We start from the raw sequence: 26716 nt of genomic DNA on the forward strand, positions 1-26716 counted from the left end.
CCTCGTTCCGTGCGGGGGTTCAGGCCGCCTTGGGCTTGTCGGCGCCGCCGGTGAACTCCTCGTAGGCCGCCATGACATCCTCGGTCGGGCCGTCCATGCGCAGCTCGCCGCGCTCCAGCCACAGGACCCGCTCGCAGGTGTCGCGGATCGACTTGTTGTTGTGGCTGACCAGGAACACCGTGCCCGCGCGCTGGCGCAGTTCGCGGATGCGCTCCTCCGAGCGGCGCTGGAAGGAGCGGTCGCCGGTGGCGAGCGCCTCGTCGATGAGGAGCACGTCGTGGTCCTTGGCGGCGGCGATGGAGAAGCGCAGCCGGGCGCCCATGCCGGAGGAGTAGGTGCGCATGGGCAGGGTGATGAAGTCGCCCTTCTCGTTGATGCCGGAGAAGTCGACGATGTCCTGGTAGCGCTCCTTGACCTCCTCGCGGGACATGCCCATGGCGAGGCCGCCGAGGTAGACGTTCTTCTCGCCGGTGAGGTCGCCCATCAGGGCCGCGTTGACGCCGAGGAGGGAGGGCTGGCCGTCGGTGTAGATGCTGCCGTTCTCCACCGGCAGCAGGCCGGCGACGGCCTTGAGCAGGGTCGACTTGCCAGAACCGTTGGTGCCGATCAGGCCGATCGCCTCGCCCTTGTACGAGACGAAGGAGACGTTCTTGACCGCGTGCACCGTGCGCACCCCGGCCGCCTTCTCGGCCTGCTCGCGGCGGAGCATGCGGTTGAGGGCGGCGGTCGCGGAGCCGCGCCCCGCGCCGGTGCCGTTGACCCGGTAGACGATGTCGACGCCGTCGCAGACGACGGTGGGGATGGTGCTGTCCGCGGGCACAGGGGTCCGCTCGGTGATGTGCTCAGCCACGGCCGTACGTCTCCTCAGCCTTCCAGAAGTAGATGAAGCCGCCGACGCCCGCGAGCACGGCCCAGCCGGTCGCGGCCGCCCACACGTGCGGGGGCAGCTGGCTGGCGTGGAAGCTGTCGATCAGGGCGTAGCGCATCAGGTCGATGTAGACGGCGGCCGGGTTGGTCTCCAGCGCGAGCGTCACATAGTGCGGGAGGTGGTCGCCCTTGGTCAGCTTGTCGATGCTCCACATGACGCCGGAGACATACATCCAGGTGCGCAGGATGAACGGCATCAGCTGGGCGATGTCCGGGGTCTTCGCGCCCATCCGGGCCATGATCAGCGCGACGCCGGTGTTGAAGGTGAACTGCAGCACCAGGGCCGGGACCGCGAGCACCCAGGAGAAGGCGATGGGCACGCCGAAGCAGAGCAGGATGACGACCAGCGCGGCCATCGAGAACAGCAGCTGCTGGAGCTGCTGGAGGGCGAAGGAGATCGGCAGCGCGGCCCGCGGGAAGTGCAGGGCCCGCACCAGGCCGAGGTTGCCGGAGATGGCCCGGGTGCCCGCCATGATCGAGCTCTGGGTGAACGTCCAGATGAACACGCCGGTCACGAGGAACGGGATGTAGTCCGGCACATGCCGCTTGGTGCCCAGCAGGACACCGAAGATGAAGTAGTACACCGCCGCGTTCAGCAGCGGTGTCATGACCTGCCAGATCTGGCCGAGCTTCGCCTGGCTGTACTGCGCGGTGAGCTTGGCGGTGGCGAAGGCGGTGATGAAGTGGCGCCGGGCCCACAGCTGACGGACGTACTCGGGCAGGCTGGGGCGGGCACCGCTGACCGACAGGCCGTGGCGGGCGGCGAGCGCCGCGAGGTCGTCGTCGTCGGCCGGGACCGGTGCCTGGGGCGGTGTGTGGAGGACCTGGCTCACATCCGCTGCTTTCGCTCGGGGGGAGGGGGTGCGGGCGTCGTCCGGCCCGTCGGCCGGCCGGTCCTTTGCCCCACGTTTCCTTACGCTTCTCTTCACGTTCTCTTACGTCGGGACGGGACCGTATCGTCGCAACGTGAGCGTAGGCCCAATCGGCGTCGGAACGCAACCGTTTCGTCGTGACGGATCGCGTCGGGACGGAACCGTTTCGTCGCGACGCGCCGGATGGTCACTTGCGTGGGGACGGGACCGTATCGTCGCAACGCCCTATGCTGGGCCGTATGACGACGAACGCCGAGGAGCCCCAGACGCGTCCGCGCCGCCGGACCCCCGCCGGAGCGGCGGTGCTCCGGGAGGATGTGACCGAAGCCATCCGTGCGGCCGTCTTCGAGGAGCTCGCGTCCGTCGGCTACGCGCGGATGTCCATCGAGGGGATCGCGCGCAGGGCGGGCGTCGGCAAGACCGCGGTGTACCGGCGCTGGAAGTCCAAGCTGCACCTGGTCCTCGACGTCGTCTCGGCGCTCGCGGTGATGGGCCTGCCGACGCCCGACACCGGTTCCCTGGAGGGCGATCTGCGGCTGCTCTACGAGGTGACCTCGCGGGCCCTGCGGCACCCGGTGGCCTCGCAGATCATCCCGGATCTGCAGGCCGAGGCGGCCCGGAACCCCGAGATGGCCGAGGCCGTGCAGAAGACCCTGCGCGAGGGCCAGGAGGGCGTGGCGCTCAAGATCCTGCTGGCGGCGGAGCAGCGCGGCGAGATCCGCGCCGGCTTCGACGGCGAGCTGGCGCTCGACCTGATCGCGGGGCCGCTGTACTGGCGCTCCGTGGTGATCCGCAGCCCGAAGCTGCCCAAGGAGTATCTGGCGGTCCTGACCAGGGCCACCGCCCAGGCTCTCAGGGCGCTGTGAGTATGCTGCGGTCCCCGGCCGCCGGCGGCCGAAAGGTGCGTCGCCGCCCGCGGTGACCGGAGTTGAGGCGGAACTGCCGTGAGAGTCGTGATCGCCGAGGACAACGCCCTGTTGCGCGAGGGACTCGTCCTGCTGCTGACGTCGGCCGGACACGAGGTGGTGGCCGTCGCCGGCACCGGTCCCGAGGTGCTTCCCGCGCTCCTGGAGCACCGTCCCGACGCGGCCGTCCTGGATGTGCGGATGCCGCCGGGCTTCCGCGACGAGGGCCTGCGGGCCGCCCTGGAGGCCCGCGCGCGGATCCCCGGCCTGCCGGTGCTGGTCCTCTCCCAGTACGTCGAGGAGTCGTACGCCGCCGAACTGCTCACCGGTGGCGCCAACGGGCTCGGCTATCTCCTCAAGGACCGGGTCGGCCGGGTCGACGAGTTCCTCGACGCGCTGGAGCGGGTCGCCGCCGGCGGTACGGCCCTCGACCCCGAGGTCGTCACCGAACTCCTCACCCGCCGCAAGGACTCACCCCTCGACTCCCTCACGCCCCGCGAACGCGAGGTACTGGCCCTCATGGCCGAGGGGCACGACAACGCGACCATCGCCAAGACCCTGGTCGTCACCGAACGCGCGGTCCACAAGCACATCGGCAACGTCTTCCTGAAGCTGGGCCTGCCGCCGAGCGACAGCGGGCACCGGCGGGTGCTGGCGGTACTGGCGTATCTGAACAACCAGTAGCGGCGCGCCGGTTCCGGTGTCCGTCCACGCCCAGGGCCCTCAGAAGGGTCCTAGTCCCGCGCCGCCCCCGGGTACCTCCGCACCCACCCCGCCCAGGCCGAGGTGATCATGTCCTGGACGTCGTGTTTGGCCCTCCAGGCCAGTTCGGTGGCGGCGAGGTCGGCGGAGGCCACGACCCGGGCCGGGTCGCCGGGGCGGCGCGGGGTGACCGTCGGGGGACGGTCGTAGCCGGTGAGCGCGTTGATGTGGTCGATCATCTCGCGCACCGAGACGCCCTCGCCGCGGCCGATGTTGACGGTGAGGTCGCGGCCTGGGGCGGAGCGCAGGGTGCGGGCGGCGGCCACATGGGCCTCCGCCAGGTCCACGACGTGGATGTAGTCCCGTACACAGGTGCCGTCGGGCGTCGCGTAGTCGTCGCCGAAGATGCGCGGGGGCGCGTTCTCCGTGAGTCTCTCGAAGACCATCGGGATGAGGTTGAAGACGCCCACGTCGGCCAGTTCCGGGCCCGCCGCGCCCGCCACGTTGAAGTAGCGAAGGGAGGCCGTGGCCAGGCCGGTCGCCCGGCCCGTCGCGCGTACCAGCCACTCGCCGGCCAGCTTGGTCTCGCCGTAGGGGGACATGGGGACACAGGGGGTGTCCTCCGTGACCAGGTCGACGTCCGGCATGCCGTACACCGCAGCGGAGGACGAGAACACGAAGGACGGCACCCCGGCCGCCGTCACCGCCTCCAGGAGGACACGCAGCCCCTCGACGTTCTCCCGGTAGTAGCGCAGGGGCAGGTCCACCGACTCGCCCACCTGCTTCTTCGCCGCCAGGTGGACCACCCCCCGCACCCCGTGCTCGGCCAGGGCCCGCGCCACGCGCTCGCCGTCCAGGGTCGAGCCCACCACCAGCGGCACCCCGTCCGGCACGCGCTCGGCGAAGCCGGTCGACAGGTCGTCGTACACGACGGCCCCCTCGCCGGACTCCGTCATCGCCCGTACGACGTGCGCCCCGATGTAACCGGCGCCGCCGGTGATCAGCCAGGTCATGTGCGGCCGTCCCCTCGGTCCCGTGATCTCCGTGTTCTCCGTGTGCGCGTATCAGTGAAGCAGGCGGCAGCGTCAGACGGGGACGGGCGGGGTGACGCCCCTGCTGTCGGGGGACACACGCGGTACGCGGGCGGGCGCCGCGGGCCGGGTCGAGCGCCACACGCGCGTGAACGACCAGACCGCGGCCGTCAGCAGCAAGCCGTTGCGGACCAGCATCAGGACGCAGCCCGTCCAGGTGCAGGCCATGACCTGGCCGTAGAGACCCGGATAGACGACCGCGCTGACCGCGGTCGCCGCCAGGATCAGCACCGCCACCGGGCGCTGGACGGTCTGGCGCGCCGTGAGGCAGACGGCGGCCAGGCCGACCAGCCAGATCATGTACTGGGGGCTGATCACCCGGCTGGTGACGGTGAAGAGCAGAACGGCGCTCAGGGCGGCGTCGTACGGCGTCGCGGGCGTCCAGCGGCGGGCGCGCAGCCGCCACAGGAGCAGCAGGCCGAAGGCGACCGCGCTGAGGGCGAGACAGACATGGGCGACGGTCCTGACGTGCGGGCCGGCGAACTCGAAGGAGCCGTACTGGTAGCGCACCTTCCCCGGCCAGCCGGCGTGGGTCGCGAACGCGAGCACGGTGCCGCCCAGCGACTCGATCTGCACGCCCCGGCCACCCTGTTGACGCAGGAAGGAGAAGGGGTGGGCGAACAGGGCCGCCAGTACGCCGAGGACGACGGCCGCCGCACCGGCCGCCCAGCTCCACGCCGAGCGGGTCGCCCGGCCCCTCGGCACGCCCAGCAGCACCAGCACCGGCCACACCTTCACCAGCGCGCCCAGTGCCGCGAACACCCCGCACGCGCGCGTGGAGCGCGGCAACGTCAACAGGGAGATGACGGCCAGGGCCGTGACCTGGACGTCGTAGCGGGCGAGCGGGGTGTGCAGAAGCAGGGGCAGACCGCCCACCCACACCCAGGCGCCGAGGAGGGAGCGCCAGGGGCGGCCGCCGACGACGGTCAGTGCCGAGGCGATCGCCGCGTCGGCGGCGAGGGTGAGGACGACGAACGCCTGAAAGTACGTCAGACCCGGCAGCAGCGCGGGCGAGAGCAGGACCGCGCCCGCTCCCGGCGGGTACTGCCAGAGCGGGTCGTGGGCCGGGAAGGTGCCGTGCGCGAGGACGCCGTACCAGTGGTGGTACAGCCGCCACACCTCCCGCGCTACCGAGCCGTTGCCGAGCAGGGGCACGGCGTCATGGGTGAGCAGCCACAGCATCAGGGCACGGGTGGCGAGCCAGGCGGTGGCGAGGGCGAGACGCGCTTTGAGGGTGTTCGACGCGGCGTTCATCACGGCGGATCGTAAGCCGGGCGAATGGTGTGTGATTGCTAATACACCGTCAATCGTCGGTAAGAGCTCGCTAACGGCCCAAACCCAGCGGCGTGACGAGCGTTATCCAGGGCGTGGAGAACGACGCTTCGAGGCGGGCTCAGGTCATTGCCGTGGCGGTGCCGGCCGCCGTCATGCTCGGGCTGGGGCTGTGGGGCCTGGACCGCGGCGGAATGTGGGGCGACGAGAGCGTCAGCTATCTGGTCGCGCGGCGCACGGTGCCCCAGATCTGGCGGCTGCTGCACACCGTGGACGCCGTGCACGGCCTGTACTACCTGGGCATGCACTACGTCCTCGCCCTCCACCCCGGCGAGGTCGTGCTCCGTCTCCCGTCCGTCCTCGGCGCCGCGCTGGCCGCCGGCCTGATCGCCGCCCTGGGCAGCCGCCTGGCCCGCCCGCGCGTCGGCCTGTGGGCCGGCCTGCTCTACGCGATCACCCCGATGACCGGCCACTACGCGCAGGAAGGGCGGTCGTACGCGCTCGTCTCGGCCGGCGTGGCGGGCACCACGCTGCTCCTGGTCCGCGCCCTGCGCGAGCGCCGCACGCGCGCGTGGTGGGCGTACGGCGGCCTGCTCGCGCTCACATCCGTCCTGCACGAGCTGGCGGTCCTGGTGCTCCTCGCCCACGCGACGACACTCGCCCTCGCGCGCGTGCCGCGCGCGGTGTGGTTCGGCTGGGCGCGCGGGGCGGGCGCGGCGGTGGTCGTGCTGCTGCCGCTGGTGTGGGTGTCCGAGGGGCAGTCGGGGCAGGTCGCGTGGCTGCGCAGGCCCGGCCGGCCCCAGGTGGAGGAGCTGGTGCGCTCGTTCGCCGTCGGCGGGGCGGGGGCCGTGTTCTGGGCCTACGTCCTTCTCGTGGCCGTCGGCGTGTGGGCCGGCCGGCGCCTCACGGCGGTCGCGCTGCCGCTGCTGGTGCTGCCCCCGGCGACCCTCCTGCTCGCCTCACAGATCCAGCCGCTCTACGACGACCGGTATGTGCTGTACGCCCTCGCCGGCGCGCCCCTGCTCGCCGCGGCCGGCGCCGACCGGCTGCTGACGGCCGCCGTGGGCCTGCTGCCGGGTGCGTCGCCCAGGCCGCACCCCCACCCCCTGGTCGCGCTCGCCGGTGTGCTGGCCGTGGCGCTCGCCTTCGTCGACGGTCTGCCCCAGCAGCGCGCCGACCGGAAGGCCGACCACCGCCCCGAGAACTTCGCCGCCGTCTCCGCCGTCGTCGCCCGGCAGGCCCGGCCCGGTGACGCGGTGCTGTTCCTGCCCGCCTTCTGGCGGGTCGGTGCGCTGGCGTATCCGCAGGGCTACCGGGAGGCACGCGATGTGGCGCTCACCGAGTCCGGGCCCCGGTCGGGGACGCTGAGCGGTCTGGAGGCGCCGCCCGCCGAACTGCGGCGCAGGCTCGCGTCGGTGAACCGGGTCTGGGTCGTCGCCCCGGCGTATGTGCTGAAGTCGCGCCGGTATCCGAGCGATCCGACCGAGCGCCTCAAACTCGCCCTCGTGGAGGAGCACTTCACCCCCGTCGAGGACTACGGCAGCGGCCGCCGGATGACCCTCGGCCTGTACGTCCGCCGCTCATCGCTGTGAACCGGCCCAGCCGGCCGCCGCAGGCCGGCGGCTCACTGCTGTGAGCCCGCCTCCGACAGGGCCGCCGCGTCCAGGGCGACGGTGAGTTCGTCGAGGGTGGCGCGCAGGGCGCGGATCTCGTCGACGTCGAAGGTGGTGGCGGTAACGATCCGCCGCGGCACCTCCAGGGCGCGCTCGCGCATGGCCGAGCCCTCCTCGGTGAGCCCCACCTCGACCGAGCGCTCGTCGCGCGCGCTGCGCTCGCGCCGGACCAGACCGGCCGCCTCCAGCCGCTTGAGCAGCGGGGAGAGGGTGCCGGAGTCGAGGCGCAGGTGTTCCCCCAGCCTCTTGACCGGCAGCTCGCCGTGCTCCCACAGCACCAGCATCACCAGGTACTGCGGATAGGTGAGCCCGAGGTCCTTCAGGAGCACGCGGTACAGGCCGCCGAAGGCGCGCGAGGCGGCGTTCAGGGAGAAGCAGATCTGCTGGTCGAGTCGGAGCCAGTCGGCCGTGGGCGCCGGGGCCGGTGCGGGGGCGGGGGTCGGGGTCGGCGGGGTGTTCATGCCTCCAGGATAGCTCTTGTTCGCCATTTAGTTGTGCACAATTAAATTGTGTGGTCTACTTGTGGTCGTGAGGCGGCCGCGACAGAGCCGCCGAAGCACTGTGACTCGAGAGGGATGGTTTTCCATGGAAGCGCTCTACACCGCTGTCGCCACCGCCACCCACGGCCGTGACGGTCGCGCCGTCTCCAACGACGGCAGGATCGACCTGAAGCTGGCCCCGCCGGTGGAGCTGGGCGGCAACGGGGAGGGCACCAACCCCGAGCAGCTGTTCGCCGCCGGTTACGCGGCCTGCTTCGGCAGCGCCCTCGGCCTCGTGGGCCGTCAGGCGAAGGTCGATGTCACCGACGCCGCCGTCACCGCCGAGGTCGGCATAGGCAAGGAGGGCGAGGGCTTCGGTCTCAAGGTGACGCTGCGCGTCGAGCTGCCGGACACCGTGGACCAGGAGACCGGCCGCAAGCTGGTCGAGACGGCCCACCAGGTCTGCCCGTACTCCAACGCGACCCGCGGCAACATCGAGGTCGACCTCGTCATCGAGTAATTCCCCTGCGGTTTCCCGTCGACCCGCGCCGATATCCCGGCGCGGGTCGATTCCGTGATAGGCCATTCCACCATGTGGAGGCTTCCGTTCTGGTTCGCTGTCATCGCCCTGGCGTTCACCGTCGCGCAGTCGGCCGAAATCCAGGGCCGTGCCCGTATGGACACCCGCCAATACATCGCCCACAGCTACATGTTGCAGGGGATCGGCCGGGAAGAGGCCTCCCGGCGGGCGATGGAGTACTACTGCGACAGCGCGCGCGTGGGAACCGCCCGGCGTGACAGCGCCGATCTGGCCAACTACCGCAATCACCACGGCGGAGCGGCCACCTACCGAAGCTGCCGGACCCGCATGGAACGCGGTATCGAGAACGCCGCCCGGCGCACGGACATCACCGGCTACAAAGCCCTGTTCAGCGACCCGCGGGTCGCCGAGATCTTCGCTACCCGCCCCGGTTATCCGGCGTTCATCATCCCCTTCGTCAAGGCCTTCGGCCTGGTGCGCGGCCTGTGGCTGGCGGCGATCGTGGTGACCGTCGCGGCGAGTGGATTCGTGGTGCTGATCCTGCGCCGGCTGGGCGTCTGTGTCCCCCTCGCCCTGCTCGGCCAGATCCTCTACTACGCCCTCCAGACCGGCACGGATTCCATGCAGCCCATGTGCGAGGGACTGCTGCTCTGCCTCCTACTCGCCGGAATCCTCGGCTGCGTCCGAATCCTCCAGGGGCACATTCGCTCCGGTACGGCGATTTCCCTCACCGCGTTCACCGGGGCCGCCTGTGTGAAATACGCGCAGACCCTGCTGGCCGTCGCCGGAATCGCGGGTATGACGGCCCTGTTCCTGGGCGGACGGTGGCTGCGGCACCGGGAATTCCCCCGGCCGGAACGGCTGCTTCTCGCCACGACGGGCGCCTTCGTGACGGCACTTCAACTCGTCATCGTCGCCTTCGGACTGCCCAGCACCCGGGCCAGCCTCCATGAGCTGATGGCCGTCCACTACAGCAGACCCCTTCCCCCGCACCTGCTGCACCACTTCATCCGTCTGAGCGTCGGCTTCTGGCGGGAATGGCTGCGCGGCGGACTCGTCGAGCCCCTCGGTCTGCTGCTGCTCGCGGCCGGGGCGTGGGGCGCGCTGCGCCGGCACCGCTCGTTCGGGTTCCTGATCACCGGAGTCGCCGTCGCGGGATTCGTGAACCAGGCCGGACATCCCGAGACGGCCATGGGGCCGAGGCTGCTGGTGATGGCGACCCTCCTCCCCGTCTGCGGCATCCCGCTCCTCATCGAGAGCCACACCGGACGCCGGCACGAGAACGGGCCGGACCCGATGGTCCGGCCCTCCCGTCCGGGACCGCGAGTCCCGGCACCGCAAGGTCAGTTGTACTGAGGCAGCCGGGCCGATCCGTCGGCGGCCCGGGGGATGCTCACGGCCGCCCCCGCACCCGGACCCCGCGTCTCACCCAGCAGCACCTGTCGTACGACCCGCTCCGCCGCCCGTCCGTCGTCGAACTCGCAGAACCGCTCCCGGAAGAGGGACCGCAACGCCGTCGACTCCTCGTCCCGCCAGGTCCCCGAGGCGAACAGCCACGCCAACTCCCGGTAGGAGCGCGACACATGGCCCGGCGCCTCGGCGGTGATGTCGAAGTAGGCGCCCCGGCTGGCCGTGTACGCGCCCCAGTCGTCGGCGTGGACGACGATCGGCCGGTCCAGGTTGGCGTAGTCGAACATCAGGGCCGAGTAGTCGGTGACCAGCACGTCCGAGGCGAGCATCAGATCCTCGACGTGCGGCTCGTCCGTCGCGTCGACCAGGACGCCCCGCGCGTGCAGATCCGCGAGGCCGAGCCCGCGCGCCGTACCGGTCGCCAGCGTGGGGTGCAGCCGTACGACGAGGGTGTGGCCGGCACCCAGGTCCGCGGCGAACCGCGCCAGGTCGATCCGGTCCACGTGCCCGCCGCGCCGGTACTCGCGGCGGGTCGGCGCGTACAGCACCACGGTGTGGTCGGCGGGGATGCCGAGCCGCTCACGCACCGAGGCGCCGTGCCCGGCCGGCGGGGCGACGAGGATGTCGTTGCGCGGGCTGCCGGTCCGCAGCGACGCGAAGTGACAGGGATACGCCCGCTCCCACACCAGCTCCGAGTGCCGGTTGGCGACCAGGCTCAGATCCCAGCGGTCGGCCCGGTGCAGCAGCTTCGGCACGCTGTAGCCGTGCCGGGCACCGGGCTTGGCGAGCAGATCGGCACCCATGTACTTCAGCGGGGTGCCCTGGTGGGTCTGGATCAGGATCTGGCCCGGTCGTTTGACCAGACTGCCCGGCCAGTTGACGTTGTTCACCCAGTACGTGGCCCGCGCCATGACCGAGTGGTAGCGCCGCGAGCCGGGCAGGACGTGCTCGACGCCCTCCGGCACCGCGTCCACGTCCTCCTCGCGCACCACCCACACACCCCGCAACTGCGGCGCGATCTCACGGGCCTTGGCGTGAATGGCCCACGGGTCGCCCGAGACGCCCGCGTGATGGGAGGAGGAGTAGACGACCAGACGCGGATCGAGGGGGAGCCTCGACTGCGCCGCGTACCACGCACTCCGCCCGGACGCCGACGCCCTCGCCCCGACACGCCGCTTGCCCGCCCCCGCCAGCCCGCGCACCCCGCGCACACCCCGCAGGGCCGCGAAGGAGGCGTACGGCGCACTCGCCAACAGCCGCATCTCGGTGCCCCGTTCACCCTCCGGCACGGTGAAGCCCGCGGGGCGGTGACGGCGGTGGAAGGAGCGGATCTCGCGGTAGAAGTCGGCGCGGTCCGCCGGCCGCACCCGGTCCTGGCGGGCGATGACGTACAGCATGTGGTCCAAGGCCCGTTCGAACAGCAGCGGGCGCGCCCAGGCGAGGTCCTCGCGCTCCTCCAGGAACGTGAACAGGCCCTCGTACTGCGGAAAGATGTCGAAGTGCCTGCGCCCCGGCGTCCTGGTGATCGCGCCCTGCCGCCGCTGCCGGTACTCGACGCCGATCCGGTTCAGACAGACGATGCGCTCGGCCAGCACCATCGAGCGGTAGGTGACGGGCGCGTCCTCGTAGAGGCCGGGCGCGTACCGCAGGCCGTGCTCCTGGAAGAAGGCCCTGCGGTACGCCTTGTTCCAGGCGACCAGGAACAGATGGACGTACTGCGGGCTCTGACGCAGGTCGAAGGCGTCCTGGCCGGCCGCGGCGAGCAGGGCGGAGGCGTCGCTGGGGCCGCCGCGGCCCCACCAGTGGGTGCGGATGTGGTCGAAGACCAGGATGTCCGGATCCTCGGCCGACTTCAGCCGGTCGGCCACGGCGGCCAGCAGGCCCGGCGTGTAGAAGTCGTCACTGTCGAGGAAGAGGACGTAGTCGCCGCGCGCCTGCTCCAGACCGGCGTTGCGGGCGCCGCCGAGGCCGACGTTCTCGGGCAGGTGCAATACCCGCACCCGCTCGTCGCGCGCCGCGTACTCGTCGAGGATCTCGCCACAGCCGTCCGGCGAGCGGTCGTCGACGGCGATCACCTCGAAGTCGGGATACGACTGCCCGAGCACCGAGTCGAGACACTCGTGCAGATAGCCCTGCACCTTGAAGACGGGGACGATGATGCTGAAGCGGGGCACGTCAGCTCCTTGCGAGGGTCGTCGCGGCGGGGGCGGGCAGGCGCTCGGCGAGCGGGATCACCGGCGGGATCGCCTCGGGTGGCTCGCCCAGCAGCACCCGGCGTACGACGCGTTCGGCGGCGCGTCCGTCGTCGAACCCGCAGAACCGCTCCCGGAACGCGGCCCGCGCGGCCCGGGACTCCGGTCCGGCCCAGGAGCCGTCGCGGAAGACCCGCGCCAGCTCCTCGGGCGTCCGGGCCACCGGCCCCGGCGGCAGCTCCATCAGGTCGAAGTAGACGCCTCGCGTCTCCCGGTAGACGTCCCAGTCGTCGGCGTAGACGACCATCGGCCGGTCCAGGTTGGCGTAGTCGAACATGATCGAGGAGTAGTCGGTGATCAGCGCGTCGGCGGCCAGGCACACGTCCTCGGAGGAGCGGTGCGCGGTGACGTCGATGATCCGGCCGGTGTTCTTCGAGGCGCCCCGGTCGTAGAAGTAGTGCGCGCGCAGAAGCACCACCACGTCGTCGCCGGCCTCCTCGCAGAACGCCTCCAGGTCCAGGCCGGCCTCGAAGCCGGTGTGGTAGTCGCGGTGGGTGGGGGCGTACAGGACGGCGGTGCTGCCCTCGGGGACCCCCAGCTCCCGCCGGACACGGGCCACGTCGTCCGCGGTCGCCGTGTAGTAGACGTCGTTGCGCGGATAGCCGTATTCCAGGGTCTCGTGCGCGGCCGGGAAGGCGCGTTCCCACATCCGGGTGGAGTGGGCGTTGGAGGTGAGGTTGTAGTCCCAGCGGTCCACGCGGGCCAGCAGCCCCGCGAAGCTGCCGGTCGCGGCGGCGACCACGGGGTAGGCGGCCTGGTCGACGCCCATCTTCTTCAGCGGGGTGCCGTGCTGGGTGGAGAGGTGGACACTGCCCTCGCGCTTGACCACGGCGTCCGCGAAGTTCGCGTTGTTGATCAGGTACTTGGCGCGGGCGAGGACGTCCCAGTACTTCGCGCTGCCCATCACCGCGTACTCGATGTCCTTCGGCACGGTGTGCGCCTGGTCCGGCTCGACCAGGAACACCGCGCGCAGCTGCGGGGCGAGTTCGCGGGCCTTGGCGTGGATCGCGGCCGGGTTGCAGGCGTAGCCGCGGCCCCAATAGGCCGAGTACACCACCAGATCGGGGTCGATCGGGCGGCGCAGGGCCAGACGGTAGCGAAGGCGGGTGCGCAGGCCCTTGGGACGGGGAAGGGCTTCGAGGACCCGGACCGCCGACTGGTTGACACCGCGCAGGGCGCGGAAGGCCGCGTACGAGTTGGCCGCCAGCAGCCGGTGCTGTACGCCGAGACTGCCCGGCGGGGTGCGGAAGCCGGCCGGGCGGTGATGGCGGTAGAGCCGGTTCGCCCGGCGGAAGAAGGCGCGGCGCCCGGCGGTGAGACGGCCGGGATGGGCCGCCGTTTTCAGGACGGCGGCGAAGAGGTGGTCGAAGAGGGGGACCAGTCGCTCCTCGTGCAGGGCGAGTTCGGCCGCACGGGTCAGCACCAGCTCGACGTGGTCGAGGAGTTCGAGGTGGTGCTCGCCGGGCAGGCTCAGCCGGTTGCCCTGCCGGCGCGCCAGATGCCGTACGACGACCTGACGCAGCACCGCGGCCTTCTCCGCCCGCAGCGCGACCAGACCGGCGAAGCCGACGTCGGTGAAGTGGCCGTCCGGGAAGGCCAGTCGGTGATCGCTCAGGAAGGCACGGCGGTAGAGCGCGCTCCATGCCGGGAGCTGCACACCGGTCAGTTGGGGGACCTGGTCCGGTGAGAAGGCGCCGTCCGGGGTCTTCGGCAGGAGCTGGGCGGCCGGGTTGGTTGGCTCGCCCTCCCACCAGGGGACGCGCTCGTGCTCGACGTACAGGACGTCCACGTCGCCGGTGTCGGTGAGGCGTGCGTCCAGTGCCGCGAGCGCGCCCGGCACCAGGGTGTCGTCGCCGTCGAGGAACAGCAGATACGCGCCTTTCGCCGCCCGCGCCCCCGTGTTGCGCGCTCCGGCGAGACCGGCCGAGGGCGGTGAGTGCACGGGGCTCACACGGGCGTCCCGCTCGGCGTACCCGGCGGCGACGTCCGCCGCGGGGGCGTCGGGGGCGTCGCAGACCGGGATCAGCTCGAAGTCGCCGTAGGACTGCGCGAGGACGGAGTCCAGCGCCTGGGACAGACGGCCGGCCACCCCATGGGACGGGACGATGATGCTGAAGCGGGGCATTCTGCTCTTTCTCTCGTGGTTCGTGAGGAGTACCGGGGGCCGTTCAGAAGAGGCCCCGGCGCCCCGGCCGCCCTGTGGGACGCCAGGTGGACGGCCGGGTCGGTGTGGGCCGGGACGGGCTGGAGGGCATACGGACTCCCCGGTGTGAGAACGGCGTTCAGAGGCTGTCGGTGACGGTCAGGGGTCCGCCGGGCTGGGGCACGGTGGTCTGCGGGGCGCGCGTGAGGCTCGCCGCGGTCGAGGGGACGGGGTGGCGGTCGGCGAGCGGGACGACCGGCGGGAGACCGGTCTCGCCCGACACCACATGGCGTACGACCCGTTCGGCGGCGCGTCCGTCGTCGTACGGGCAGAAGCGCTCGCGGAACGCGGTGCGCAGCTGGGTGGAGCGGGAGCCGCGCCAGTGGCCGGTGGCGAAGATGTCGATCAGCTCGTCCTCGCTGCGCGCGACCGCGCCCGGCGGGCAGGAGCGCAGATCGAAATAGGTGCCGCGGGCCGCCTCGTACGCCTCCCAGTCGGCCGTGTGGATCACGATCGGGCGGTCCAGGTTGGCGTAGTCGAACATCAGGGACGCGTAGTCGGTGAGCAGGGCGTCCGAGGCGAGGCAGAGGTCCTCGACGCCCGGATGCCCGGTGACGTCGATGATCCGCGCGCTGTGCGGGACGGGGCCGTGGGTGCGCGCCAGGACGACGAAACGGGGGCCCAGACGGCGCAGGACGCGCTCCAGGTCCAGGGGGCAGAACTGGGTGCGGCGGTAGTCACGGGGGGTCGGGGCGTAGAGGATCGCGACCGTGTCGTCGGGGATGCCGAGCGCGGCGCGGACGCGGGCCACGTCGGCCGAAGTGGCCTTCTGGAACACGTCGTTGCGGGGGCTGCCGTATTCGAGGGTGGTGTAGCCGCCCGGGTGGACGCGCTCCCCGACGAGGGTGGAGTGACGGTTGGCCGACAGGACGTAGTCCCACTGGTCGACGCCGCGCAGAAGCTTCTCGAAGTCCAGGTCGCGCGCGGCGGCCGGGCGTTCCTGGAGGTCGAGGCCCGTATGGCCCAGGGGTGTGCCCTGCCCGCTCTGGACGAGGATCTGGCCCCGGCGCTTGACCAGGCGGGACGCGAAGCCGGTGTCGCCGACCAGGTACTTGGAGCGGGCCAGCGCGGTCCAGTGGGCGGCGGTGTCCGGGTGGGCGAGCCAGGCCGTACGGATGTGTGGGGCGAGGGCGCGGAAGGCCTCCTCGAGGGCGGCCGGGGTGCCGCCGCGGCCGTCGGCCGAGGTGAACACGGCCCGGTCGGCGCGCAACGGGAGGCGGAGCTGGACGCGGTAGTGGGCGCGCAGGGCCAACGCCCGTGCCGTGCGCAGGAGTCCGACGGCCAGTTTGGTGGTACGACGGCGGGTGGCCGCCGCCCGTTGCAGGGCGCGGTAGGTGCGGTGCAGACCCCAGCGGATCAGGGCGTGGCGCGGGGGGACGCGGACACCGGGGACGCGGTGGCGTCGGTAGTGGGCGCGGGCCCTGCGCAGGAACTCGGCGCGGGTGCCGCGCGGCAGACGGTCGCGGCGGGCCAGGATCTTCGTCAGGTGGTCGACCATGCGGCGGAACAACACCGGGCGCCAGCGCGCGAGTTCGGGGCGCCGGGCGACGTAAGCGAAGACCCGGTCGTACTGCTCGAAGACGTCGAAGTGCCTGCGGCTGGTGGTGGAGAGGATGTTGCCCTGGCGGCGCTGGCGGTAGTGGACGCAGACCCGGTCGAGCGTCGAGATCGAGCCGGCGGTCATCAGGACCGGGAACGTCCACGGGGTGTCCTCGTAGAAGCCGGGCGGGAACGCGAAGTGCTCGCGCTCGACGAACTCCCGCTTGTACGCCTTGTTCCAGGCCACCATCAGCAGATGCAGCAGCCCCGGGCGGTCCTCCAGCCGGAAGGGGGTCGGGCCCTGCTCGGTGAGTTGCACGGAGACGACGTTGCGGACCGTCTCGCCCGTCCAGAACGTGCGGGCGTAGTCGTAGACCAGCACGTCCGGCTCGCCGGTCTCCTTCAGCCGGTCGGCGATCGCGAGGAGGGCGTGCGGGGTGAGGGTGTCGTCGCCGTCGAGGAAGAGCAGGTAGTCGCCGGTCGCATGCCGGATGCCGGCGTTGCGGGCGCCGCCCAGGCCCTGGTTCTCGGGCAGGTGCAGGGGGCGTACGCGCGGGTCGCGGGCCGCGAACTCGTCGATGATCGCGCCGGATCCGTCGGGTGAGCGGTCGTCGACCGCGATCAGCTCCAGATCGGGGTACGACTGCGTCAGCACCGATTCCAGGCATTCGTGCAGATACGCCTGAACCTTGTACGCGGGGACGATGACACTGAACCTGGGCAAGGCACATCCATGGGGTCGGCGCGGACGACGGGGCCTTGCCCGGGAACGGCCGATGGAGTGACTTGGTTACGGTTTCGTACGTCATAAGGGGGACGCCGGGTGAACGGCGTCCCCCTTTTCCGGTTCGCTGCGGGCTACTTGACCGCGCCCGCCATCACGCCCGAGACGAACTGCCGCTGGAACGCGAAGAACACGGCCAGCGGGATCACCATGGAGATGAACGCGCCGGGTGCCAGGACGTCGATGTTGTTGCCGAACTGCCGTACCTGCTGCTGGAGTGCGACCGTCAGGGGCTGTGACTCGGAGTCCGAGAACACCAGCGCCACCAGCATGTCGTTCCACACCCAAAGGAACTGGAAGATGCCGAGCGAGGCGATCGCCGGGGCGCCCAGGGGCAGGACGACGGTCAGGAACAGCCGGGTCTCGCCGGCACCGTCCAGCCGTGCCGCCTCCAGGAGTTCGCGCGGGATCTCCGCGAAGAAGTTCCTCAGCAGGAAGATGGCGAACGGCAGTCCGAAGCCGACGTGGAAGAGGACCACGCCGATGATGTCGCCGAAGATCCCGATCCTGCCGAACAGGTCGGCGAGCGGGATCAGGGCGATCTGGACGGGGACCACGAGCAGCGCCACCACGACCAGGAACCACCAGTCACGGCCCTTGAAGTCCATCCAGGCGAAGGCGTATCCGGCCATCGCGCCCAGGAACACCACGAGCAGGGTGGCCGGGACCGTGATCCAGACGGTGTTGAACAGGGAGTGGGTGATCGCGTCGTTCTCCAGCAGCGACCTGTAGCTCTTGGCGGTGAGCTGACCCGGCGCGGTGAACACCTTCCACCAGCCCGAGGCGGCGATGTCGGTCGGGTCGCGGAACGACGACACCAGCAGACCGAAGGTCGGCACCAGCCAGAACACGGCCACCAGGATCAGGAAGACGCGCAGCACCCCGCCGCTCGCGCCGCTCGCCACCTTGGCGGCCAGCGAGCGCTTGGCGCGTACGCCCGTGTCGAGGGTGGTCACCGCTGACGCTCCCTTCGCAGACGCCGGATGTTCACGAACATCACCGGCAGCACGAGCAGCAGCAGGATCACACCGATCGCACTGCCCACGCCCTCGTTGCCCCCGCCGCCGAACGACGACAGGAACAGCTGCAGCGCGAGGACGTTGGCGTCGTCCTGACTGGGCTGCGGGGCGATGATGTACACCAGGTCGAAGACCTTCATCACGTTGATCATCAGCGTGATGAGGACGACGACCAGGACGGGGGAGAGCAGGGGGACGGTGACCCGCCGGAACACCTGCCACTCGTTCGCCCCGTCCACGCGGGCCGCCTCCAGCAGATTGCGGTCGACTCCCGCGAGGCCCGCCGCGATCAGCACCATCGCGAAGCCCGCCCACATCCAGACGTACGCCCCGATGATCGCCGGGGTGACGAGGGTCGGCCCGAGCCAGTCGATGCCGTTGTACGGCGCCGAGAAGTTCGAGGCCGGCAGCCGGAGCCGGGCCCCGTCGGCCTCGGCCGGGAGGGTGAAGGTGCCGTCCGCGCCGCTCTTGGCGGAGGCGACCACCTTGCCGTCCTTGACGGCCTCCACCTTGACGCCCTTGAGCGCCTTCTCACCGGGGTCGACCCTGCCCTTCGTGCCCCCGCCACCGAGCTTGAAGTCCAGCCAGACGGTGCCGGTGACACCGGAGCCGCTCGCCGCCTTCGCGTTCTCGGGGTTGCCGGGAAGCTTGTTGGGCGCGATGCCCACCAGCGGAAGCAGCGCGGGAGTACCCGCGTGCACGGTGCCGGTGGTGGTGAACGAGCCGCCGCCGGAGGGCCTCAGATCACTCGCCGTCGCGTTCGGACGGGCGTCCGGATAGACGGACGGCGACACGAAGGTGTCGTGGATCGACTTCGCCACCGCGTTGGCGGCGCCCAGGTTGGGGTCCTGCTCGTAGACCAGCCGGAAGATGATCCCGGCCGCGAGCATCGAGATCGCCATCGGCATGAAGACGATCAGCTTGAACGCCGTTCCCCAGCGCACCCGTTCGGTCAGCACCGCGAAGATCAGACCCAGCGCGGTGACGATCGCCGGCGCCACCGCGACCCAGATGGCCGTGTTGCGTACGGCGGTCAGCGTCGCGTCGTCGGAGAAGATGTCGCCGTAGTTCTTCAGCCCGACGAAGCCCGAGCCGTCGGCGTCGTAGAGGCTGCGCCAGATCGAGTACCCGATCGGGTAGACCACGAGCGCCCCGAGAAGCACGAACGCGGGCAGCAGGAACAGCACCGCCACCCACAGCCGCGTCCCCGTGACGCTCTTGCCCGGTTCGGCGGCGGGCGTCGGCAGTGCGCCGGCGCCCCCCGTCGAGTTCGCCACAGATGTCATCGCCGGCCGTCAGCCCGCGCCGTACGCCTTGGCCGCGTCGGCCTCCAGCTTCTGCTGGGTGCCCGCGATGTCCTTCGGGTCGCGCAGGAAGTCCTGCAGGTCCTTCCACTCGCCGACACCGGCCGTGCCGCCGAAGGCCGCCGGGGCCTGGTCGGACATGTCGAAGCGGAAACTGTCACCGGCCGCGAGCAGTTGCTGCGCGATCTGCTTGGTGATGGCGTCCTTGTACGACGACATGTCCATCTCCTTGTTCGGGGAGAGGATGCCGCCCTGCGCCGCCCAGATCTGGGCCGCGTCGGTGGAGGCCAGGAACGTCAGCAGGGCCTGGGCGCCCTGGCCGCTCTTCAGCGCCACGGCGACGTCACCGCCACTGACCACGGGCGCCTGCGAGCCGACCGCCGGGAACGGGAACACCTTCGCGTCCGTGCCCAGCTTCGCCTTGGTGTCGCCGTTGATGTTCGCGGCGACGAAGTCACCCTCGAAGACCATCGCCGCCGGCGTGGACCCCGAGAAGGTCTGGGTGACCGACTTCGGGAACTCCGTGTTCAGCGCGCCCTTGGTGCCGCCCGCGATCAGGTCGTTCTTGCCCCAGAGCTGGGCGAGCGTGGTGAGGGCGTCCTTGACGGAGGGGTCGGTCCACTTGATCTTGTGGGCGGCCAGCTGGTCGTACTTCTCCGGACCCGCCTGTGACAGATAGACGTTCTCGAACCAGTCGGTCAGGGTCCAGCCGTCCGCGCCGCCGATCGAGACGGCCGGTGAACCGGCGTCCGAGAGGGTCTGCGCGGTCTGCAGGAAGTCCTTCCAGGTCTTGGGCGCGGTCTTGATGCCGGCCGCGTCGAAGGCCTGGGTGTTGTACCAGACCAGGGACTTGTTGGCGGCCTTGGCGTACACGCCGTACTGGGTGCCCTTCCAGGCGCCCAGATCCACCCATCCCTTGCTGAAGTTCTTCGTCAGCTGGGCCTTGGCGTCCGCGCCGAGCGGCTTCAGCCAGCCCTTGTCCGCGAACTGGTGCAACACCCCGACCTGCGGCAGGAACGCGACGTCCGGCGGCTTGCCGCCCTGGATCTTGGTACCGAGGAACGTGGACGTGTTGTTGCCCGTCGGAACGAAGTTGATCTTCGCGCCGGTCCGCTTCTTGAACTCGTCCATCACCTTCATGAAGTTGGCCTGCTCGGCACCCGTCCAGACGGCGGCGACCTCCAGCGTCTGGCCGTTCAGCTTCGGAAGCTTCAGCCCGCTGCTGCTCTCCGAGCCGCCTGTGCCGCCGCTCTTGTCCTTGTCGCTGCCTCCGCAGCCGCTCAGTACGAGGGCTCCCGCCAGAAAGGCGGTTGCGATCGCGGCGGCCCTGCGATTCCGGTTGTTGCTGCTCGTGCGCATCACTGCCCCGTTCATCGTTACTCGTCGAACGTCGAGCGCTGTCCCGTGCGAACTGGTCTACGCCGACGGGTGGGGGGCGGCAAGAGTGCGTCCCGTGTCAACCTGGAGATCGTGACCGGCCTGTAATTAGGTGCCCCTTGAACGCCGGACGGGCCAACGCCGCCCGGCGCCCACAGGAGTGACGGAACCTCACGTCCACGGAAGTGACGGAACCTCACGTCTACAGAAGTGACGGGACCTCAGCCGCCGCGACCTCGCGGGCCGCCCGCTCCAGGGCGCTCGCCAGCAGGGCGAGGTCCGTCGGACCGTTGCCCAGTTCCCGTACGGGTCTGCGGGTGGGCGGATCGCCCATGCGCTGCCAGTCGAGGGGGACGACCGTCGGGCGCAGGGTGGCCGTTCTCGGGATGCGGCCCGTGACCCGGCCGCCCTGGAACGGAGTCGAGCGGCCGTCGGCCCAGGTGAGGCGGCCGCGGCCGGGAGCCGGCTCGTCGGGTCCGGAACCCGGGGTCTCCAGCGTCACCCGCAGGGTCGCCCTCCGGGCCGGCTCCGTCTCCGAGGTACGGCCGCCCGGGCCCGCCGCGGCGACCAGATGGACGCCCAGCCGGGCGCCGTCCCTCGCCACGGCCTCCAGCGCGCGTATGACCGAGCCCGCCGCCGGACGGCCCGGAGAGCCGAGGGCGGGGGAGACCAGGGCGTCCAGGTCGTCCACGACCACGACCAGACGGGGCAACGGCGGGGCGGCCTCCGTCCGCTGACGTGCCGCCGCCGGGCGCAGCCGCATGGTCGAGCTGGGCGGGGTGTCCAGATCGCCGGTGGCGGTCGTGCCGGGGGCCGGGGTGGCGCGGGCCGGGGTGCGCTCCGGGGTGGCGCGCTGGGCGACCATCCGGCCCGTGAGCTCCCGGCCCGTGTGCCACTCGGCGAAGTCGGAGCGGCCCAGGAGCTCGGCCCGCCGCTTCAGCTCCGCGCTCAGGGACTGCGCGAACTCCCGCATGCGGACGGGGTCGTTGGCGGTGAGATGGGTCGTCACATGCGGAACGTCGGTACACACGCGCAGACCGTCGCCGTGTCCGCCGCCCGCGCTCACACTGTCCCTGCCGTCCATCAGGACGATGCCGAGCCGGTCGGGGCGCTCGGCGGCGGCGAGCGAGGCGACCACGGCCCGCAGCAGCTCCGTACGGCCGCTGCCCGCCGGGCCCTCGACCAGCAGATGCGGCCCGTCGGCCGGCAGGTCCGCGGCGACCGGGCCGCGGGGACCGGCCCCGAGCACGGCCCACGCGCGCCCGCCGAGCGACTCCGTGTCGTCCGCGGCGTCCGCCCAACGCGCCATCAGCGACGCCGGGGTGGCCCGGGCCAGCCCCAACTCGTCCAGCAGCCTGGCCGACTGGGGAAGCGGCACGGACACCCGCGTGTGCCGCTCGCCGCCCGCCCCGTCCCGCCGCAGCGGCGCGAGGGCCCGCGCGAACCGCTCGGCCCAGGGGAGCGAGACGGCGTCCACGGTGGCCATGGTGCCGGGGGCGATGAGAGCGGGGCCGGGATGGGCGGGGGAGTCGAAGGCGCGGGCGCGTCCGCCTGCGGGGGGGCCGGAGACGCCGGTGCGAGTGCTGGGAGCCGAGGGTGCGCCGGTGCCGGTCCTGGGGGCCGGGGGTGTGTCGGTGGAGTCGTGAGGTGTGCTCGCGCCCGCTCCGTGGGCCGGGGATGAGCCGGCCGGCTGGGAAGCGGCGGTGTTTCGGGTGCCCCGGGCGCCGGTGTCCCAGGCGGCCTCATGGCTTCCGGTTCCTCGGCCTCCCGCCTCTCCCCGCGCTGCCGTCCCGGCGGGGTCGGCGACACGTCCGGACGCTCCGGGTCGTCCCGGTCCTGCGAACGCTTCGGGCCCTCCAGGTCCTACGAGCGCTTCCGACACTCCGGAGGCCTGCGGTCGGCCCGGCACACCGGGTGCACCCGGTGCACCCGGTCCCGGCGCCGCACCGGATGCCCGCGTCGCTCCCGCCGCCACCCCCGGGCCGCTCGGGCCCGCTCCGTCGCCGGAAGCCGTCACGCCACCCCCGGCCGGTGCCCCCGCCCCGCCCCGGGCCACCCGCATCAGCCGCAGTGCCGTCGCCACATCGCCGCTCAGCAGCGCCACCGCGCCGCACTCGCGGAACGCGGGGGCGACCTCGCAGGCCGCCTCGTACGTCTCCGACACCGGTGAGGAGGGTGACGCGGAGACCGTCTCGGCGAGGCAGACGACGTGGATACCGGCCTTCGGGCCGTCCAGTGCCAGCCGCGCGACCGCCTCCCGCACGGCCGCGCCGCCGGGGTCACCGTCCACGACGACCACGGTGTACGGGCCGGCGAAGCCCGGCGTCTCGTCGGCGCCGTCGTCGGCGAGGGCCCAGGAGGGGCGCCGGACGGCTGCCCGGGTCTCGCCCTGGCGGGACGGAGCGCGGGACGCGGGAGCCGGGATCGGGCCCGACTCCGCCAACTGGTCCTCCAGGCGCCGTAGCAGCTCGTCCGTGCGGGCCGTGGCCTGTTCGCGGTCGTAGGCGAGCAGGAGACGGCAGTCCTGGCCGTGGGCCGGGCGGAGGTGGGGGAGCCAGCCGAGCCAGGACCACTCCGCCGTGCGCTCCTCCAGGGGGCGGGAGCGGTCCGCGCTGATCAGGACCAGCTCCAGCGCCTCCGGCGAGTGCAGCGCGGCCAGTTGGGCCACCACCGCGCGGCCCAGTCCGGCCAGGCGGGTGCGGGGGCCGGCGAGGCCCAGCGCACCGACCTCGCGCAGATCCGTGGTCACCGGGACCGCGGGCAGCAGACCGGAGCCGTCGGGTGCCGCCCGGTCGGCGGTGCCGAGCCGCACGGTGAGCGCCTCCGGGTGCCCGGGGCCGCGCTCCCACAGCCGGGGGCCGGGGCCGAGCGCCGTCAGCAGCAGCGTCGCGGGGTCCGGCCAGATCTCCGGGAGTTGAGGTCCGCCGGCCGGCGCGGGGCCCGCGGCCGGCGCCGGGGCGTCCTCGGCGCCGTACGCCTCACTCTCGGGCGCGGTCTGCTCCCCGCGCCCGCCGGCGAGTTTCCGCGCCCAGGCGGAGAGGCCGCCCCGCTTGCGCAGGCCCTCGGGGAGGTCGGTGCCGCGCAGGGGTGTGCCCTTGCGGCGGCCGGTGTCGGAAACGGCCCCGGTGTCGGTGCGGTCGGCCTCGTCCCCGGTGGCTCCACGCGTGCGCGTACCCGAGGGTTCGCCGTCGGGTGCCGGGTCGTGGGCGGCCGTCGGAGCGGCAGGTGTGTTCCGGGTGAGGGCGCCGAACCGTCCCGCGTGGGTGTCACCGGCTCCCGTCTCGCGCCGCTCGATGCGCGGCGCTCCGCCCTGCCCCGGCACGATCGGTGCCTCGACCGAGCCGTGCCCCTGGGGCGCACGCACCCCGTGCGAGGGGGTCGCCGGGCCGCCGCCGTCGGCCACGCGCGCGTGGGGCGCGGTGTCGCCGCTCCTCGGGGCTGGCGGAGCGTCGGCTCGCGCGCCCCCGGTCTCCACGACGGCCCCGGCCTCGTCCCCGCAGGGGACCCGTACGCACCCCTCCCCGTCCGCCACCGTCCGCACCCGCGCCCCCGGCCCCCCGGCCGGTGTCAGGCGCAGGGCCGACTCGCCGATCCTCAGGAGGGCGCCCGGCGCGAAGCGCACCGCGCGGGGGCCCACCCGGGTGCCGTCCAGCGTGGTGCCGTTGGTGGAGTCGAGGTCGGCGACCGAGACATGGCCGTCGGCGGCGACCGTGACGGCGCAGTGGAAGCGGGAGACGTCCGGGTCGTCCAGCGGGACATCGGCGTCGGCGGAGCGGCCGATGCGGATCTCGCCGCCGTGCAGCAGGTGGACACCGCCCGCGTCCGGGCCCGCCACGACGTGCAGCTGGGTCGGCGCGTCGTCCAGCTCGGGATGGGCCTCGGGCTCCGCCGGGGCGCCCAGGGACAGCACCGCGCCGTCGATCAGCGGGGGCTCGCCGAGGGTGCTGCGGCGGTCGTCCAGCCGCTCCGCGCCCGCGTAGAGCACCACCGCCCCGCTTCCGGGGGCGCCGCCGCCCTCGCCGGAGACCGCCGAGGCCAGTGCCGACGCCACCGCGGCCAGGGCCGTACCCGCGGGGGCCGTGACCAGCACGTCACAGCTCGCGGTGCGGCCCCGCGCCCGCTCGGGCGGGCCCAGCGGGTCTACGACGGTCAGCCGGATCTGCATCGCCGTCAGCGGTCCCTTCTGCGCGGGCGGCGCGGAATCCCCCCACCCCACACGAGCATTGCGGCCAGTACGGAAAGCATCCTCGCACCTGCCACTGACAACACACCCCCGCCCCGGTCCCAAGTGATCTTGATTGGTCAGCTCTGCCCCCAAAAGTGCCTGACCAGTGATGCGCGGGTGATCACTTGAGATCGGTCACGTCCGCGCTCGGGCAACCGGCCGACCGGAGCGAGCGTCTTTTCTTCGAACAAGGATGGGAAGCGGAACGTAAGAGGCACAGAAAGATGACCGCGCGGAAGATCGGCCGGAAGGCAGCGCGGATGACAGTGCGGGAGGCATGGAAAGCGGACAGGATGCCGCCCCGGGCGGCGGCACTACAGTGGACCGGAACACAGGCAAGCAAGCAGGGAGCGCATGACGTGCGGCCGGTAGGCAGCAAGTATTTGCTCGAGGAGCCGCTCGGACGCGGCGCCACGGGCACCGTCTGGCGAGCCCGCCAGCGGGAGACCGCGGGCGCCGAGGCAGCCGTGCCCGGCCAGCCCGGCGAGATGGTCGCGATCAAGGTCCTCAAGGAGGAGCTCGCGAGCGACCCCGACATCGTGATGCGGTTCCTGCGCGAGCGTTCCGTCCTGCTGCGCCTGACCCACCCGAACATCGTGCGGGTCCGCGACCTGGTGGTGGAGGGCGATCTGCTGGCGCTGGTCATGGACCTCGTCGACGGCCCCGACCTGCACCGCTATCTGCGCGAGAACGGCCCCTTCAGCCCCGTCGGCGCGGCCCTGCTCACCGCCCAGATCGCCGACGCGCTCGCCGCCAGCCACGCCGACGGGGTCGTCCACCGCGACCTGAAGCCGGCCAACGTCCTGCTCGCGCAGAACGGCGGCCAGATGCACCCGATGCTCACCGACTTCGGCATCGCCCGGCTGGCCGACTCCCCGGGGCTGACCCGCACCCACGAGTTCGTCGGCACGCCCGCGTATGTGGCGCCGGAGTCCGCCGAGGGCCGCCCGCAGACCTCCGCCGTCGATGTCTACGGCGCGGGCATCCTGATGTACGAGCTGGTCACCGGCCGTCCCCCGTTCGGCGGAGGGTCGGCCCTGGAAGTCCTGCACCAGCACCTGAGCGCCGAGCCGCGCCGTCCCTCCACCGTCCCGGACCCGCTCTGGACGGTCATCGAGCGCTGTCTGCGCAAGAACCCGGACGACCGCCCCAGCGCCGAGAACCTCGCGCGCGGGCTGCGCGTCGTCGCCGAGGGCATCGGTGTGCACGCGAACTCCGCGCAGATCGCCGCCGCGGAGGCCGTCGGCTCACTGCTCGGCCCCGATCTGGCGCCGGCCGCCGTCCCCGGCTCCGCCGACCCCACCCAGGTCCTCCAGCACGGCGCGGGCGCCTACGACCCGAACGCCGCCACCAACGTCCTGCCCACCACCGGCCGGCCCGGTCCCGTCGGTGCCGCCGACCCGACGGCCGTACTCCCCAACACCGGGGCGGCCGACCCCACCGCCGTCATGCCGCCGATGCCCCAGGGGCAGCCGGGACAGCAGGGGCAGCAGCCCGAGCAGCCGCACCCCTGGCAGAACCAGCTGCGCGCGGCCCGCGACCGCAACGAGCAGACGCAGGTCCAGTACCTCGACCCGAACGAGGACCCGCTGCGCCGCCGCCCCCAGCGCCAGGTGGCCCGCCCGCAGCAGCCGCCGCAGCGCCCCCAGCAGCAGCGGCCGCAGCAACGGCCCCCGCAGGGCGGACAGCAGGGTTACGGCTATCCGCAGCAGCAGCCCCAGCAGTACGCCCCGCCGCAGCACCGGCAGCCGCAGCGGTACGCGCCTCCGCCGGAGCAGCAGCGGCCCACGCGTGAGCCCCGCCAGCCGCGGCAGCCCAGCCCCAACCGGATGAAGATCCCCGGTCTCGGCTGCCTCAAGGGCTGCCTGTTCATGGTCGTCATCCTGTTCGTGGCCGGATGGCTGGTCTGGGAGCTGACCCCGCTGCAGGACTGGATCGGCACGGGCCGGGGCTACTTCTCCGAGCTCAAGCACTGGTACGACAACGTCAGCGGCTGGATCGGCGATCTGAGCAACTCGTCCGGCGGCAACTGAGCGGCGCGACCGCTGGTTTGGGGTTTTGTCGACACCTGGCGGGTGATTTCCGTCTCCGGAGTGAAGGTTGGCTCTTCGGACGCGTACTTTTATCGGCAACACGCGTCG

General features: G+C 72.1%; 18 protein-coding genes. 6 read left to right on the forward strand and 12 right to left on the reverse strand.

What is annotated here, in order from left to right:
• Window positions 1-19: 19 nt before the first annotated feature.
• Together ABZT17_RS13920 and ABZT17_RS13925 are read right to left on the reverse strand one after the other, a co-directional pair.
• Complete coding sequence (locus tag ABZT17_RS13920; RefSeq protein ID WP_356347925.1) at window positions 20-850, reverse strand: ABC transporter ATP-binding protein; 831 nt, start codon at window positions 848-850, stop codon at window positions 20-22.
• A complete protein-coding gene (locus ABZT17_RS13925; protein WP_356347929.1) occupies window positions 843-1760 on the reverse strand; it encodes an ABC transporter permease in 918 nt (305 codons plus the stop codon). Before ABZT17_RS13925 ends, ABZT17_RS13920 begins: the two co-directional genes overlap by 8 nt.
• 278 nt (window positions 1761-2038) lie before the next feature.
• Between ABZT17_RS13925 and ABZT17_RS13930 the strand changes: the two genes are divergently transcribed.
• A complete protein-coding gene (locus tag ABZT17_RS13930) occupies window positions 2039-2665 on the forward strand; it encodes a TetR/AcrR family transcriptional regulator (protein ID WP_356347931.1) in 627 nt (208 codons plus the stop codon).
• A 78-nt stretch (window positions 2666-2743) separates the two neighbouring features.
• Window positions 2744-3388, forward strand: a complete 645-nt coding sequence (locus ABZT17_RS13935) for a response regulator transcription factor (RefSeq protein WP_356347933.1) — start codon at window positions 2744-2746, stop codon at window positions 3386-3388.
• 50 nt (window positions 3389-3438) lie between these two features.
• On the opposite strand, the gene galE is transcribed toward ABZT17_RS13935, so the two are convergent.
• Together galE and ABZT17_RS13945 are read right to left on the reverse strand one after the other, a co-directional pair.
• On the reverse strand, window positions 3439-4419 hold the full coding sequence (galE, locus tag ABZT17_RS13940) for a UDP-glucose 4-epimerase GalE (protein ID WP_356347935.1): 981 nt from the start codon (window positions 4417-4419) through the stop codon (window positions 3439-3441).
• Between the two features lie 72 nt (window positions 4420-4491).
• Complete coding sequence (locus ABZT17_RS13945; RefSeq protein ID WP_356347938.1) at window positions 4492-5751, reverse strand: glycosyltransferase family 87 protein; 1260 nt, start codon at window positions 5749-5751, stop codon at window positions 4492-4494.
• Window positions 5752-5843: 92 nt separating this feature from the next.
• On the opposite strand from ABZT17_RS13945, the gene ABZT17_RS13950 reads away from it, so the two are divergent.
• Window positions 5844-7361, forward strand: a complete 1518-nt coding sequence (locus tag ABZT17_RS13950) for a glycosyltransferase family 39 protein (protein ID WP_356347940.1) — start codon at window positions 5844-5846, stop codon at window positions 7359-7361.
• 32 nt (window positions 7362-7393) lie between these two features.
• Here the strand turns inward: ABZT17_RS13950 and ABZT17_RS13955 are convergent, their stop codons facing one another.
• Window positions 7394-7903: a MarR family transcriptional regulator gene (locus ABZT17_RS13955; RefSeq protein WP_356347943.1), complete on the reverse strand. Its 510-nt coding sequence runs from the start codon at window positions 7901-7903 to the stop codon at window positions 7394-7396.
• A gap of 124 nt (window positions 7904-8027) precedes the next feature.
• Between ABZT17_RS13955 and ABZT17_RS13960 the strand changes: the two genes are divergently transcribed.
• On the forward strand, window positions 8028-8441 hold the full coding sequence (locus ABZT17_RS13960) for an organic hydroperoxide resistance protein (protein WP_356347946.1): 414 nt from the start codon (window positions 8028-8030) through the stop codon (window positions 8439-8441).
• Window positions 8442-8513: 72 nt separating this feature from the next.
• Window positions 8514-9818: a hypothetical protein gene (locus tag ABZT17_RS13965; protein ID WP_356347948.1), complete on the forward strand. Its 1305-nt coding sequence runs from the start codon at window positions 8514-8516 to the stop codon at window positions 9816-9818.
• On the opposite strand, the gene ABZT17_RS13970 is transcribed toward ABZT17_RS13965, so the two are convergent.
• The 7 genes from ABZT17_RS13970 to ABZT17_RS14000 form a co-directional block, all read right to left on the reverse strand.
• On the reverse strand, window positions 9806-12046 hold the full coding sequence (locus ABZT17_RS13970; protein ID WP_356347950.1) for a bifunctional glycosyltransferase family 2 protein/CDP-glycerol:glycerophosphate glycerophosphotransferase: 2241 nt from the start codon (window positions 12044-12046) through the stop codon (window positions 9806-9808). The genes ABZT17_RS13965 and ABZT17_RS13970 overlap by 13 nt on opposite strands.
• 1 nt (window position 12047) lies before the next feature.
• Complete coding sequence (locus ABZT17_RS13975; protein ID WP_356347952.1) at window positions 12048-14249, reverse strand: CDP-glycerol glycerophosphotransferase family protein; 2202 nt, start codon at window positions 14247-14249, stop codon at window positions 12048-12050.
• Window positions 14250-14406: 157 nt separating this feature from the next.
• Window positions 14407-16590, reverse strand: a complete 2184-nt coding sequence (locus ABZT17_RS13980) for a bifunctional glycosyltransferase family 2 protein/CDP-glycerol:glycerophosphate glycerophosphotransferase (RefSeq protein ID WP_356347954.1) — start codon at window positions 16588-16590, stop codon at window positions 14407-14409.
• Between the two features lie 134 nt (window positions 16591-16724).
• Window positions 16725-17606 (reverse strand): carbohydrate ABC transporter permease, encoded by an 882-nt coding sequence (locus ABZT17_RS13985; RefSeq protein ID WP_356347957.1) that lies wholly within the window; start codon window positions 17604-17606, stop codon window positions 16725-16727.
• Window positions 17603-18955, reverse strand: coding sequence for a sugar ABC transporter permease (locus ABZT17_RS13990; protein WP_356347960.1), 1353 nt, complete (start codon window positions 18953-18955; stop codon window positions 17603-17605). The genes ABZT17_RS13985 and ABZT17_RS13990 overlap by 4 nt, the downstream gene beginning before the upstream one ends.
• A gap of 9 nt (window positions 18956-18964) precedes the next feature.
• Entirely contained in the window at window positions 18965-20332 is a 1368-nt protein-coding gene (locus ABZT17_RS13995; protein WP_356347962.1) for an ABC transporter substrate-binding protein, read from the reverse strand.
• Between the two features lie 220 nt (window positions 20333-20552).
• Window positions 20553-24515 carry an FHA domain-containing protein gene (locus tag ABZT17_RS14000; protein WP_356348081.1) on the reverse strand — a complete coding sequence of 1321 codons (3963 nt, stop codon included), beginning with the start codon at window positions 24513-24515 and terminating at the stop codon, window positions 20553-20555.
• A 419-nt stretch (window positions 24516-24934) separates the two neighbouring features.
• Between ABZT17_RS14000 and ABZT17_RS14005 the strand changes: the two genes are divergently transcribed.
• Complete coding sequence (locus ABZT17_RS14005) at window positions 24935-26608, forward strand: serine/threonine-protein kinase (protein WP_356347965.1); 1674 nt, start codon at window positions 24935-24937, stop codon at window positions 26606-26608.
• The last annotated feature ends 108 nt before the right edge of the window (window positions 26609-26716 follow it).

It is taken from the genome of Streptomyces sp. NPDC005648, from assembly GCF_040605395.1.
Lineage (GTDB): Bacteria > Actinomycetota > Actinomycetes > Streptomycetales > Streptomycetaceae > Streptomyces.

Excerpts from the sequence above, each read along its gene's own strand:
- ABZT17_RS13930 (WP_356347931.1), top strand. The coding sequence starts at position 2,039 with ATGACGACGAACGCCGAGGAGCCCCAGACGCGTCCGCGCCGCCGGACC.
- galE (WP_356347935.1), bottom strand. The coding sequence starts at position 4,419 with ATGACCTGGCTGATCACCGGCGGCGCCGGTTACATCGGGGCGCACGTC.
- ABZT17_RS13945 (WP_356347938.1), bottom strand. The coding sequence starts at position 5,751 with ATGAACGCCGCGTCGAACACCCTCAAAGCGCGTCTCGCCCTCGCCACC.
- ABZT17_RS13955 (WP_356347943.1), bottom strand. The coding sequence starts at position 7,903 with ATGAACACCCCGCCGACCCCGACCCCCGCCCCCGCACCGGCCCCGGCG.
- ABZT17_RS13960 (WP_356347946.1), top strand. The coding sequence starts at position 8,028 with ATGGAAGCGCTCTACACCGCTGTCGCCACCGCCACCCACGGCCGTGAC.
- ABZT17_RS13965 (WP_356347948.1), top strand. The coding sequence starts at position 8,514 with ATGTGGAGGCTTCCGTTCTGGTTCGCTGTCATCGCCCTGGCGTTCACC.
- ABZT17_RS13975 (WP_356347952.1), bottom strand. The coding sequence starts at position 14,249 with ATGCCCCGCTTCAGCATCATCGTCCCGTCCCATGGGGTGGCCGGCCGT.
- ABZT17_RS13990 (WP_356347960.1), bottom strand. The coding sequence starts at position 18,955 with ATGACATCTGTGGCGAACTCGACGGGGGGCGCCGGCGCACTGCCGACG.
- ABZT17_RS13995 (WP_356347962.1), bottom strand. The coding sequence starts at position 20,332 with ATGCGCACGAGCAGCAACAACCGGAATCGCAGGGCCGCCGCGATCGCA.
- ABZT17_RS14000 (WP_356348081.1), bottom strand. The coding sequence starts at position 24,515 with ATGCAGATCCGGCTGACCGTCGTAGACCCGCTGGGCCCGCCCGAGCGG.